Raw genomic sequence first — 13110 nt, 5'->3', positions numbered from 1 at the left:
TGATTCCAGAGATTTGATGATGACCACCCCTGCGCTGCTGCCTCTGACCACCGTCGACCTGCCGCCCCTGCTGCCCGAGCTGGTGCTGACGGCCGGTGCCTTCTTCCTGCTGATGCTCGATCTGTTCATCAGCGAGCGCAACAAGGTCTGGACCCACATCGTCTCGGTGGCGATCCTGGTCGCGGTGTTCGCGATGCTGGTGGCCGGCGTGGGCGGGCAGGGCGAGGTGTTCCACGGCATGTTCGTGCGCGATGCCGCCGCCGACGTGATGAAGACGGTGATCGTCGGCCTCAGCGCGCTGACCCTGATCTACGGCTGGAGCTACCTGCGCGAGCGCAAGCTGTACCAGGGCGAGATCCCGGTGCTGGTGCTGTTCGCCACCGTCGGCATGATGATCCTGGTCTCGGCCGGCAGCCTGCTGATGGTGTACCTGGGCCTGGAACTGCTGGCGCTGTGCTCCTACGCGCTGGTCGCCTCCAGTCGCGACAACGGCATGGCCACCGAAGCGGCGATGAAGTACATCGTGCTGGGTTCGCTGGCGTCCGGCCTGCTGCTGTACGGCATGTCGCTGATCTACGGCGCCACCGGCACGCTGAGCCTGGCCGGCATCCACGAGGCGATCTGCAGCGGCCGCGAGCACACCCTGCTGCTCACCGGCACCGTGTTCATGATCGCCGGCGTCGCCTTCAAGCTCGGCGCCGCGCCGTTCCACATGTGGCTGCCGGACGTCTACCAGGGCGCCCCGGCGCCGGTCGCGCTGTTCATCAGCTCGGCCTCCAAGCTGGCCGCGTTCGGCATGGCCTACCGCCTGCTGGAAGTGGGCGTGGGTCCGCTGGCGCCGCAGTGGCACTGGGTGATCGGCGGCCTGGCGGCGCTGTCGCTGGTGGTCGGCAACCTGATGGCGGTGGCGCAGAGCAACCTCAAGCGCATGCTGGCGTACTCCACGGTCTCGCACATCGGCTTCCTGCTGCTGGGCGTGGCCGGCGGCGGCGAGCGCGGCTACGCGGCGGCGCTGTTCTACGCGATCTGCTACGCGGTGATGTCCACCGCCTCGTTCGGCGCGATCATCGCGTTGTCGCGCAAGGGCTTCGAGGCCGAGAACATCGACGACTTCAAGGGCCTGAACGCGCGCAACCCGTGGATGGCGCTGCTGGTGCTGTGCATCATGGCCTCGCTGGCCGGCGTGCCGCCGTTCCTGGGCTTCTGGGCCAAGCTGGCGGTGCTGGGCGCGGTGGTCGCGGTGCCCGACCAGAACCTGTGGTGGACCGGTCTGGCGGTGCTGTCGGTGCTGTGCGCGGTGATCGGCGCCTTCTATTACCTGCGCGTGATCAAGGTGATGTATTTCGACGAGCCGGTCGGCGCGCCGCTGCCGGCCAACGACGACCGCGTGCTGGGCGTGGTGCTGGGCGTCAATGCGCTGGGCCTGCTGGCCTTCGGCCTGGCCTGGAGCCCGCTGATGGCGTGGTGCCAGCGCGCCTTCGCGCACCTGGCCTGATCGCGAACCGATCGCGAAAGGGCGGCTTTCCCGCTGTTTCCGCCAACGCCGCCGCAGGGCGGCGTTGGCGTTTTTGCATTTGGCGATGCGATTACTGTTTCGTTTTCCATCGTGTGCGGTTATCATGGCGTCCTTCGCACGGCAGCCTCGCTACCGCGTCGAGATGAAAATCAGGGCTTGCAATCGACGCACTGATTCTTCATAATTCCGCTTCTGCTGCGGGGTGGAGCAGTCTGGCAGCTCGTCGGGCTCATAACCCGAAGGTCGCAGGTTCAAATCCTGCCCCCGCTACCATATTTGTCTGCAGCGGCAACCAGTACACCGGTTGCCTGCGGCAGGGAAATCTGGGCTTCGCGATGACGCATGTTCCCGTCGTCGCAACCGGAATCCAGCGTGACCGGAGTTTTACCGGACAAGGGGCCCAGAGGGCCCTTTGTCGTTTCCGGGGTCCGGGAAATGCACGCAATCGACTCTTCAACCATTTCAGATGCAAGGCAGGCTGTGAGCGACAAGGCAAACGAAATCGCGACTCTGCTGGGCCCGACCGTGGACGCGTTGGGCCTGGAACTGCTGGGGGCCGAGTACCTGCCGGCTCCCGGCGGCGCCACGCTGCGCCTGTACATCGACGTGCCGCTGGCCGAGCAGCCCGAGCGCGTGGTCAATATCGACGACTGCGAGCGGGTCAGCCGCGAGGTCTCGGCGCAGCTGGACGTGGAAGACCCGATCAGCGGCAACTACACGCTGGAAGTGTCCTCGCCGGGCGTGGACCGGCCGCTGTTCAGCGCCGAACAGTTTTCCCGCCACCTGGGCGAATCGGCCAAGGTGGTGCTGAAGCTGCCGCAGCAGGGCCGTCGGCGCCTGCAGGGGCGCATCGCGCAGGCCGACGCCGCTGCCGGCCGCATTACCTTCGAGGTCGACGGCGCCGAACTGGCGGTGGACTTCGACAACATCGACAAGGCGCGGATCCTGCCTGACTGGGCGGCGCTGGGCCTGGCGCCGACCAAGCCGGGCAAGGGCCCCAAGCCGGCCGGCAAGAACGCAAAATCCAATAAGAAACCATCCAACGAACCGGCGGCCGACGAGGCTGCGCGCGGAGCGAAAGAATGAGCAAGGAACTGTTGCTGGTAGTCGACGCGGTGGCCAACGAGAAGGGCGTGCCGCGCGAAGTGATCTTCGACGCGATCGAGGCCGCCTTGGCGTCGGCGGCGAAGAAGCGCTACCCCGACCAGGACGTGCTGACGCGCGTCACCATCGACCACAAGGACGGCACCTACGAGACGTTCCGGCGTTGGGAAGTGGTGGCCGACGATGTGGTGATGGAGTCGCCCGACCGGCAGATCCGCCTGATGGACGCGGTCGACGAGGCCGAGGGCGTGGACGTCGGCGACTACATCGAAGAGCAGATCGAGAATCCGGACTTCGGCCGCATCGCCGCGCAGGCCGCCAAGCAGGTGATCGTGCAGCGCGTGCGCGAGGCCGAGCGCCAGCAGGTGGTGGATGCGTGGAAGGATCGCGTCGGCGAGCTGGTCACCGGCGTGGTCAAGCGTGCCGAGCGCGGCAACATCTACGTGGACCTGGGCGGCAACGCCGAGGCCTTCATTCCCAAGGACAAGGGCATTCCGCGTGACGTGCTGCGCGCCGGCGACCGCGTGCGCGGCTACCTGGCCGAAGTGCGTTCGGAGCCGCGTGGCCCGCAGCTGTTCATCAGCCGCGCCGCGCCGGAATTCATGATCGAGCTGTTCAAGCTGGAAGTGCCGGAAGTGGGCCAGGGCCTGGTCGAGATCAAGGCCTGCGCGCGCGACCCGGGCGACCGCGCCAAGATCGCGGTGCTGGCGCACGACACCCGCACCGATCCGATCGGCGCCTGCATCGGCATGCGCGGCTCGCGCGTGCAGGCGGTGTCCAACGAGCTCAACGGCGAGCGCGTGGACATCGTGCTGTGGAACGACAACCCGGCCAACTTCGTCATCAACGCGATGGCGCCGGCCGAGGTGCAGTCGATCATCGTCGACGAGGAAAAGCACTCGATGGACCTGGCGGTGGCGGAAGACCGCCTGGCCCAGGCGATCGGCAAGGGCGGCCAGAACGTGCGCCTGGCCAGCCGCCTGACCGGCTGGCAGCTCAACGTGATGACCGCCGAGCAGGTCGCGGCCAAGTCCGAGGCCGAGCAGGCCGTGGCCCGCCAGCTGTTCATGGACAAGCTGGAAGTGGACGAGGAGATCGCCGCGATCCTGGTCGCCGAGGGCTTCAACTCGGTCGAGGAAATCGCCTACGTGCCGGTCGGCGAGCTGCTGGCGGTGGAAGGCTTCGACGAGGACATCGTCGAGGAACTGCGTGCGCGTGCCCGCGACGCGCTGCTCAACGAGGCGCTGGCCGCCGAGGAGAGCGACGAGGATGGTGTGCCGGCGGCGGACCTGCTGTCGCTGCCGGGCATGGACGAAGCCACCGCCTACGCGCTGGCCGGCCATGGCGTGCGCACCAGCGAGGACCTGTCGGATCTGGCTGCCGACGACATCCTCGAGTTCGGCATCGAGGACCTGGACAAGGACCGCGCCGCGGCCCTGATCCTGGCCGCCCGCGCCGAGGAGATCGCCCGCCTGGAGCGCGGCGAATGAGTCAGCGATGAATGCCGCCCTGACCCGATCAGGGCTTAGAATCCGCGCTACCTTCGCACGCGGCGAGGGGGCGCCAACCAGATCATAGGATCCGAATGTCGCAGCAAACCACCATCCGCAAGCTGGCCGAACTGGTGAACACGCCGGTCGAGAAACTGCTGGTTCAACTGGCTGACGCCGGGATGAAGTTCAGCGGTCCCGACCAGGTCGTCACCAGCACCGAAAAGATGAAGCTGCTGGGCTTCCTGCGCCGTACCCACGGCAAGACCGACAAGCCGGTCGAGGAAGAGGCCCAGGCGGCGCCGAAGAAGATCACCCTGAACCGGCGCAAGCTGCAGGAAGTGACGGTCAGTGCCGGGCGCAGCAAGACCACGGTCAACGTCGAGGTCCGGCAGAAGCGCACCTACGTGAAGTCGGCCGAGGACCTGGCCGCCGAGCGTGCGGCGCCGGCCGCGGGCGGACGGGTGGACGACGAGCGCGCCGAGATCCTGCGCAAGCTGGAGGAATCCAAGCAGCGCAACCTGGCCGAGCAGCAGAAGCTCGCCGAGCAGGACCGTGCGCGCGCCGAGGAAATCGAGCGCAAGCGCAAGGCCGAGCAGGAAGCGCGCGAGCGCGCCGAGGCCGAGCAACGCGCGGCCCAGGCCGCGCTGGAAGCCGCGTCGGCGCCGCCGGCCGCGACTCCGTCTGCGGCGCCTGCCGCCGACCGCAACGCCGCCGCCCCCGCCGCGCCGCGCGCGCCGCGTCCGGCGGTGGCACCGCGTCCGGCCGGTGCGGCACATCCGGCCAAGCCGGCGGCGCCGCGCAGCGACGACCGCAACAATGCCAACAACAAGCACAAGACCCGCGGCTCGCACGTGATGGTCGCCGGGGTCGAGGACGACGACAGCACCAGCCGCTTCGCCGGCCAGCTGCACCTGTCCGCGGCCGACCGCGCGCGCCGTTCCAACGTGCGCGGCAAGCCGCGCGGCGGCAGCCACAGCGGCGGCCGTCGCCAGGCCGAGCCGTCGCGCAGCGGCGGCGGCGCGCATGGCTTCGAGCGTCCCACCGCACCGGTGGTGCGCGAAGTGGCGATCGGCGACACCATCACCGTGGCCGACCTGGCGCAGAAGCTCGCGCTGAAGGGCGGCGACGTGGTCAAGGCGCTGTTCAAGATGGGCGTGATGGCCACCATCACCCAGTCCATCGACCACGACACCGCTGCGCTGGTGACCGAGGAACTCGGCCACAAGCCGGTGCGTGCGGGCAGTGCCGACGCCGAGGACGCGCTGCTGGCGCACACCGAGGACGCGCAGGGCGAGAAGCTGCCGCGGCCGCCGGTGGTCACCATCATGGGCCACGTCGACCACGGCAAGACCTCGCTGCTGGACTACATCCGTCGCACCAAGGTCGCCTCGGGCGAAGCCGGCGGCATCACCCAGCACATCGGCGCGTACCACGTCGAGACCGACCGCGGCGTCATCAGCTTCCTGGATACCCCGGGCCATGCCGCGTTCACCTCGATGCGCGCGCGCGGCGCCAAGCTCACCGACATCGTGGTGCTGGTGGTCGCGGCCGACGACGGCGTGATGCCGCAGACGGTCGAGGCGGTCAAGCATGCGAAGGCGGCCGGCGTGCCGCTGATCGTGGCGGTCAACAAGATCGACAAGTCCGGCGCCGATCCGCTGCGGGTCAAGAACGAGCTGCTGGCGCAGGACGTGGTCGCCGAAGAGTTCGGCGGCGACACCCAGTTCGTCGAACTGTCGGCCAAGACCGGCCAGGGCATCGACACGCTGCTGGATGCGATCTCGCTGCAGGCCGAAGTGCTGGAACTGCGAGCGGTGGCCGAAGGCCGCGCCAGCGGCGTGGTGATCGAGTCCTCGCTGGACAAGGGCCGCGGCCCGGTGGCGACGGTGCTGGTGCAGCAGGGCGCGCTGAAGAAGGGCGACTACCTGGTGTGCGGCATCCAGTACGGCCGCGTGCGTGCGCTGTTCGACGAGACCGGCAAGCAGCCCGATTCCGCGGGTCCGTCGATCCCGGTGCAGGTGCTGGGCCTGTCCGGCGTGCCGGATGCCGGCGACGACTTCGTGGTCGTCGACGACGAGCGTCTGGCCAAGGACGTGGCGCAGCAGCGCGAGACCAAGCGCCGCGAGTCGCGCCTGGTGTCCTCGGCGGGCAGCCGCATGGAAGACATCATGTCGCAGCTCGGCAAGGGCGAAGGCCAGCTGTCGCTGAACCTGGTGATCAAGGCCGACGTGCAGGGTTCGGTGGAAGCGCTGAAGCAGTCGCTGACCGCGCTGTCCAACGAGCAGATCCGCATCAACGTGATCCACTCCGGCGTGGGCGGCATCACCGAGTCCGATGCGAACTCGGCGCTGGCGTCCAAGGCCACGGTGATCGGCTTCAACGTGCGTGCCGACGCCTCGGCGCGGCGCATCATCGAGACCAACGGCATCGACCTGCGTTACTTCTCGATCATCTACGACGTGATCGACCAGGTGAAGCAGGTGGCGTCCGGCCTGCTGGGCGTGGAGATCCGCGAAGAGATCATCGGTATCGCCCAGGTGCGCGACGTGTTCCGCAGCTCCAAGTTCGGCGCCGTCGCCGGCTGCATGGTGGTGGAGGGCGTGGTCAAGCGCAACAAGCCGATCCGCGTGCTGCGCGACAACACCGTGGTGTTCGAGGGCGAGCTGGAGTCGCTGCGTCGCTTCAAGGAGAACGTCGACGAAGTGCGCAACGGCACCGAGTGCGGTATCGGCGTGAAGGCCTACAACGACGTCAAGGCCGGCGACCAGATCGAGTGCTTCGAGCGCATCGAAGTGCAGCGTACGCTGTAAGAGCTGGGATTCGGGAATCGGGATTGGGGAATGGGAAGAGCGGGGCGCTGCAGGCGCGTCGCTCGTCCCGGCTCCTTCCCGATTCCTTTGTTCCGAACAACGAGATTTTCGATATGCCGACCAAATCCTTTCACCGTACCGATCGTGTGTCCGCGCAGATCCGGCGCGACCTCGGCACGATCGTGCATGCGGCCGTACGCGATCACGGCCTGCCGTCGGTCAGCGTGTCCGACGTCGAAGTCACCCGCGATCTGGCCCATGCCAAGGTGTTCGTCACCGCGCTGATGCAGGAACGCTCGGCCGAGGCGGTCAAGGGCCTGAAGGAACTGGCGCCGCAACTGCGCAGCGAACTGGCGCGGGCGATGAAGCTGCGCCACGTGCCCGAACTGCATTTCCACTACGACGATTCGGTCGATCGCGGCGAGCGCATCGACAACCTGCTGCGCGACATGCCGGAACTGCAGCAGGAGCAGGACGCCGACGGTCATGCCGTCGACGACGGTGACGCGGCGCCGCGCAAGGACTGAGTCCGCCGCCGACGCCGTGTCGTCGGCGTCCATTGTCTGACTGCGGACGCCGAACGCGGGCGTCCGTTTCGCAGCCGCGATCGCGGCGTGCTTTCATCCGTACGGCGTCCCGCTGTTCCTTGCGTGCCTGCGCTTTCCGCCCGTGCCGTTCGCATGCGCCGTGCCGGGGCTGGATCCGCCAATCCCGAATCCCCACTCCCCACTCCCCACATCCCCGTCCGCACCCCATGCCCGTCTTCGGCCCGCGCCTGCCCCGTATCGTTTTCCGCCGCCTCGATGGCATCGTGCTGCTCGACAAGCCGATCGGCATGAGTTCCAACGCGGCGCTGCAGGCGGCGCGGCGGCTGTTCCGTGCCGAGAAGGGCGGCCACACCGGCAGCCTGGATCCGCTCGCCACCGGGCTGCTGCCGCTGTGCTTCGGCGAGGCGACCAAGCTGGCCGGGCTGCTGCTCGGCTCGGCCAAGGCCTACGAAGCGGAGGTCGTGCTCGGTGTCACCACCGACAGCGATGACGCCGAGGGCGCGGTGCTGCGGACCCGGCCGGTGCCGCCGCTGGACGCGGCGACGCTGGAGGCGGCGCTGGCGCCGCTGCGCGGGCGTATCCGCCAGCGCGCGCCGATCTACTCCGCGCTCAAGCAGGGCGGCGAGCCGCTGTACGTCAAGGCGCGCCGCGGCGAGGCGATCGAGGCGCCGGAGCGCGAGGTCGAGGTGCATGCGATCGACGTGCTGGCCCATGCCGGCGAGCGCCTGCGCCTGCACGTGGCCTGCGGGTCCGGCACCTATATCCGCAGCCTGGCCCGCGACCTGGGCGAGGCGCTGGGCTGTGGCGCGCACATCGCCGCGCTGCGGCGGCTGTGGGTGGAGCCGTTCCGGACGCCGCAGATGGTCACCCTGGAGCGACTGCAGCACCTAGCCGCGCACGATCCGGCGGCGCTGGAGGCGCTGGTGCTGCCGTTGGCCGCGGGCCTGGCCGATTTTCCACCGGTGCGCCTGGAGCATGCTGCGGCGCAGCGTTTTCGCATGGGCCAGCGCCTGCGCGATCCGGCCTGGCCGCCCGGCCTGGCCGCGGTGTTCGACGCCGACGGCGTCGCGCTGGGGCTGGGCCAGGTCGATGCCAGCGGGCTGCTGGCGCCGCAGCGCATGTTCAATCCGTGAACGCGAGCGGTCGCGCGGGCGCTATCTGACCGCCGTTCAGTCATGACGCTGTCTTAACGCCTTGTTCCCCCGGGCCGGGGCCGGTACAATTTCGCGGCCTTTCCGGCACGCTGCGCTCCGGCGCAATCCTTCGCAATCGGCGAGCCAGGCGGTGCGTCCTCTGCACGTTCCTGCCGGCCCCGCATCTCTAGAGAAAACCTCATGTCCATCGACACCCAGAAAGTCATCGAAGAAAACAAGCGCGGCGCCGCCGACACCGGTTCGCCGGAAGTCCAGGTCGCCCTGCTGACCGCCCGCATCGAACTGCTGACCGGTCACTTCAAGACCCACAAGAAGGACCACCACAGCCGCCGCGGCCTGCTGCAGATGGTCAACCGCCGCCGCAGCCTGCTCGACTATCTGAAGAAGAAGGATGGCGAGCGCTACAAGGCGCTGATCGAGAAGCTCGGCCTGCGTCGCTGAGTCAACGAACCCCACCGCGGCGCAGTGATGCGCCGCGGTTTTGTTTTGGGTAGTACCGTGGCCCGGGATCGCTCCGCGCCACTGGCCGGATCCTCCCGGCCACCCGCCAGCGGCATGGGCCGTCAGCGGTCCATTTGCAGATAGCATCATCCAAGGAAACCCCGTGGCAAAAATCACCAAAACCTTCCAGTACGGCAAGCACACCGTCACCCTCGAAACCGGCGAGATCGCCCGCCAGGCCGGCGGCGCCGTCATCGTCAAGATGGACGACACCGTACTGCTGGTCACCGCCGTCGCCGCCAAGAGCGCGCGCGAAGGTCAGGACTTCTTCCCGCTGACGGTCGACTATCAGGAGAAGTTCTACGCCGGCGGCCGCATCCCCGGCGGCTTCTTCAAGCGCGAGGGCCGTGCGACCGAGAAGGAGACGCTGATTTCGCGTCTGATCGACCGTCCGATCCGTCCGCTGTTCCCGGAGGATTACAAGAACGAAGTGCAGATCATCGCCACGGTGATGTCGATGAACCCGGACATCGACGGCGACATCGCCGCGCTGATCGGCGCCTCGGCCGCGCTGTCGCTGGCCGGCACCCCGTTCAAGGGCCCGATCGGCGCCGCCAAGGTCGGCTACAAGAACGGCGAGTACATCCTCAACCCGACCGTGTCGGACCTGAAGGACTCGCAGCTGGAGCTGGTCGTCGCCGGTACCGCCAACGCCGTGCTGATGGTCGAGTCCGAAGCCGCGCTGCTGTCCGAAGAAGTGATGCTGGGCGCGGTCACCTTCGGCCACCGCGAGATGCAGAAGGTCATCAACGCGATCAACGAGCTGACCGTCGAAGCCGGCACCAAGCCGTCCGACTGGGTCGCCCCGGCCAAGAACGAAGCCATGATCGCCGCGCTGAAGGAAGCCGTCGGCGATCAGCTGGCCGCCGCGTTCCAGGTGCGCGACAAGCTGCAGCGCCGCGACGCCATCGCCGCGATCAAGAAGGACGTGCTGGCGCAGCTGGCGCCGCGCGCCACCGCCGAGAACTGGGTCGCCGCCGACCTGGCCAAGGAATTCGGCGAGCTGGAATACCAGACCATGCGCGGTTCGGTGCTGAGCACCAAGGTGCGCATCGACGGCCGTGCGCTGGACACCGTGCGCCCGATCAGCGTGAAGGCCGGCGTGCTGCCGCGCACCCACGGCTCGGCGCTGTTCACCCGCGGCGAGACCCAGGCGATCGTGGTCACCACGCTGGGCACCGCCCGCGACGGCCAGGTGATCGACGCGGTCTCCGGCGAGTACAAGGAAAACTTCCTGTTCCACTACAACTTCCCTCCGTACTCGGTGGGCGAGTGCGGCCGCTTCGGCGCGCCCAAGCGTCGCGAGATCGGCCACGGCCGCCTCGCCAAGCGCGGCGTACTGGCGGTGATGCCGACGATGGAAGAGTTCCCGTACACCATCCGCGTGGTCTCGGAAATCACCGAATCCAACGGTTCCTCGTCGATGGCCTCGGTGTGCGGCAGCTCGCTGGCGCTGATGGACGCCGGCGTGCCGGTGAAGGCGCCGGTGGCCGGTATCGCCATGGGCCTGGTGAAGGAAGGCGACGACTTCGTGGTGCTGTCGGACATCCTGGGCGATGAAGATCACCTGGGCGACATGGACTTCAAGGTCGCCGGTACCGCCGACGGCGTGTCCGCGCTGCAGATGGACATCAAGATCGAAGGCATCACCGAGGAGATCATGAAGCAGGCCCTGGCCCAGGCCAAGGCCGGCCGCCTGCACATCCTCGGCGAGATGGCCAGCGCGCTGACCACCCCGCGTGCGGAGCTGAGCGACTACGCGCCGCGCCTGCTGACGATCAAGATCCACCCGGACAAGATCCGCGAAGTGATCGGCAAGGGCGGTTCGACCATCCAGGCGATCACCAAGGAAACCGGCACCCAGATCGACATCCAGGACGACGGCACCATCGTCATCGCCTCGGTCAACGCGATCGCCGCGCAGGCCGCCAAGTCGCGCATCGAGCAGATCACCTCGGACGTCGAGCCGGGCCGCATCTACGAAGGCAAGGTCGCCAAGATCATGGACTTCGGCGCGTTCGTGACCATCCTGCCGGGCAAGGACGGCCTGGTGCACGTCTCGCAGATCTCCAGCGAGCGCGTGGAGAAGGTCGGCGACAAGCTGAAGGAAGGCGACGTGGTCAAGGTCAAGGTGCTGGAAGTGGACAAGCAGGGCCGCATCCGCCTGTCGATGAAGGCCGTGGAAGAAGGCGAGGGCGCGTCGGCCGAATAAGCCGCACGCTACCAGCGTCGTTCCAGGAAAAAGCGGGCTTCGGCCCGCTTTTTTCTTGCCCGGCGTTTGCGTCGGCCGCGACGGCGCGTCAACGGTGACGCCCTGTCGCGGCTGAAGCCGCTCCTACGCAGGATGATGGAGCGCTTGAGCCAGCGACTCAGCCGAGGCCGTCGTCGATCGCTGGAGAACGTCTCCAGATGTACTGGCAGCGACCTAGGGGCGACGAAGATGGTCACTCTGCCCGTAGCGCACGCTTGCGTAGGAGCGGCTTCAGCCGCGACCGGGCTGGCATGGCGATCTATCGGGATATCGGGTCGCGGCTGATCCCGCACCGGGGACAAGCGCCGCGCCTGTGGTGGACGTTCTCAGCCGAGGCCGTCGCCGATCGCCGGATAGCGCGCCAGATGCGCCGACAGCGGCCCGGGATGGGCGAGGTGGTAGCCCTGGCCGTAGCGCGCGCCCAGCGCCTGCAGCGTCGCCAGTTCGCTCTGGCTCTCGATGCCTTCGACGATCACGTCGGCGTTGGTTTCCGCGGCGAAGGACAGGATCGCCATCGCCAGCCGCTGCCGGCGCGGCTCGGCGTCGATGCCGCGGGTCAGGGTCAGGTCCAGCTTGATGATGTCCGGCGCCAGGTGCAGCAGGTGGCGCAGGCTGGCGAAGCCGGTGCCCGCGTCGTCCAGGGCGATGCGCAGGCCCTGCCGCTGCAGCAGGCCGATGGACTCGGACAGGCGCGGATAGTCCGGCGCCTGCAGTTGCTCGGTGATTTCCAGCACGATCCGCGACAGGTCATGGCCGTGCAGCAGCGCCTGCAGTTGCGGATGCAGCAGCGTCGGCGCGGACACGTTGATCGCCAGGTACAGCGGCGCCGGCAACTGCGTCAGCAGCTCCAGCGCCTTGCGCGCGGCGGCCAGTTCCAGCTCCAGCGCCAGCCCGACCCGGCTGGCGTCGTCGAACCAGCGCAGCGGCGGCAGCGCTGGCTGCGCGGGAAAGCGCGACAGTGCTTCCACGCCGACGATGCGCTGCGAGGGCAATGCCAGCACCGGTTGGGTCACGATCTGCAGGCGCGCCCCGGCGACGGTTTCGCGGATGCGCGTGGCGATCGCCGCCTTCTCGCGGAACGCGTGTTTTTCCGCGTTCTGGCGGCGCGTGATGTCGGTCTGCAGCGCGGCGCGGTCCATCGCCAGCGCCAGCGTCGCGCCGACCAGGGTCGCCAGCAGCTCCAGCGTGCGCACGTCCTGCGCGCTGTACGCGCCCGGCTGCGGCGCCATCACCTTGAGCACGCCGATGCTGCGGTCGCCGTAGCGCAGCGGCACCACCAGCATCGAACGCAGGCCGATGCGCCGGCACGCCGCGCGATCGACCCGCGGATCCTCTTCCGAATCGTCGCAGCGCAAGACCTGGCCGGTGCGCATGCACAGCCCGGACAGGCTGCCGTTGCTGGGCAGGCGCAGACCGAGGTGGCGCTCGGCGATGCCGCTGGCCGACCAGTACAGCATGTCCTTGCCGTCGCACATCTCCACTACCGCGCCGCTGGAGCGGGTCAGCTCCTGCGCGCGGCGGGTGACCACGTCGACCACCTGCAGCGGATCGCCGCCGGCCGCGGCGATCTCGCCCTGCGCCAGGATGATGCGCGACAGCAGCGCCGCGTCGTCCTGTGTCGCGACGGCGGCGTGCTGGATGAGGTCCGACATGTCGGATGCCTTGGCCATGTCCACATCATGTGGCACTGCGTCGGAGGACGGCAATCGGGCGACGTGCGCCTGGCATGGGCA

9 protein-coding genes and 1 tRNA gene are annotated in these 13110 nt (G+C 68.4%); 9 read left to right on the top strand and 1 reads right to left on the bottom strand.

Annotated features, from left to right (window positions below):
* The first annotated feature begins 19 nt into the window (after nt 1-19).
* The 9 genes from nuoN (at nt 20) to pnp (ending at nt 11338) form a co-directional block, all read left to right on the top strand.
* Nucleotides 20-1495: an NADH-quinone oxidoreductase subunit NuoN gene (nuoN, locus tag AC1PME_RS13690; RefSeq protein WP_481098120.1), complete on the top strand. Its 1476-nt coding sequence runs from the start codon at nt 20-22 to the stop codon at nt 1493-1495.
* A 217-nt stretch (nt 1496-1712) separates the two neighbouring features.
* Nucleotides 1713-1789 (top strand) — tRNA-Met (locus AC1PME_RS13685).
* A 207-nt stretch (nt 1790-1996) separates the two neighbouring features.
* On the top strand, nt 1997-2602 hold the full coding sequence (rimP, locus tag AC1PME_RS13680; protein WP_481096153.1) for a ribosome maturation factor RimP: 606 nt from the start codon (nt 1997-1999) through the stop codon (nt 2600-2602).
* A complete protein-coding gene (gene nusA, locus AC1PME_RS13675) occupies nt 2599-4110 on the top strand; it encodes a transcription termination factor NusA (protein WP_254458529.1) in 1512 nt (503 codons plus the stop codon). Before rimP ends, nusA begins: the two co-directional genes overlap by 4 nt.
* Nucleotides 4111-4205: 95 nt before the next feature.
* Complete coding sequence (gene infB, locus AC1PME_RS13670) at nt 4206-6923, top strand: translation initiation factor IF-2 (RefSeq protein WP_481096152.1); 2718 nt, start codon at nt 4206-4208, stop codon at nt 6921-6923.
* 113 nt (nt 6924-7036) lie between these two features.
* Nucleotides 7037-7450, top strand: coding sequence for a 30S ribosome-binding factor RbfA (gene rbfA / locus AC1PME_RS13665; RefSeq protein ID WP_254458527.1), 414 nt, complete (start codon nt 7037-7039; stop codon nt 7448-7450).
* A 227-nt stretch (nt 7451-7677) separates the two neighbouring features.
* The gene (truB, locus tag AC1PME_RS13660) at nt 7678-8604 is read left to right on the top strand and encodes a tRNA pseudouridine(55) synthase TruB (protein ID WP_481096151.1); all 927 of its coding nucleotides are present in this window, start codon (nt 7678-7680) and stop codon (nt 8602-8604) included.
* 201 nt (nt 8605-8805) lie between these two features.
* Nucleotides 8806-9066: a 30S ribosomal protein S15 gene (rpsO, locus tag AC1PME_RS13655; RefSeq protein WP_003467392.1), complete on the top strand. Its 261-nt coding sequence runs from the start codon at nt 8806-8808 to the stop codon at nt 9064-9066.
* 163 nt (nt 9067-9229) lie between these two features.
* Nucleotides 9230-11338, top strand: coding sequence for a polyribonucleotide nucleotidyltransferase (pnp, locus tag AC1PME_RS13650; RefSeq protein WP_254458525.1), 2109 nt, complete (start codon nt 9230-9232; stop codon nt 11336-11338).
* Nucleotides 11339-11703: 365 nt separating this feature from the next.
* Here pnp and AC1PME_RS13645 read toward each other — a convergent pair whose 3' ends face one another.
* On the bottom strand, nt 11704-13047 hold the full coding sequence (locus AC1PME_RS13645; RefSeq protein ID WP_481096150.1) for a sensor domain-containing phosphodiesterase: 1344 nt from the start codon (nt 13045-13047) through the stop codon (nt 11704-11706).
* Nucleotides 13048-13110: the final 63 nt, after the last annotated feature.

It is taken from the genome of Xanthomonas sp. NCPPB 901 (genome assembly GCF_056725085.1).
The sequence above is the reverse complement of the archived record's forward strand: the minus strand, read 5'-3'. Positions and strand labels throughout refer to the sequence as shown.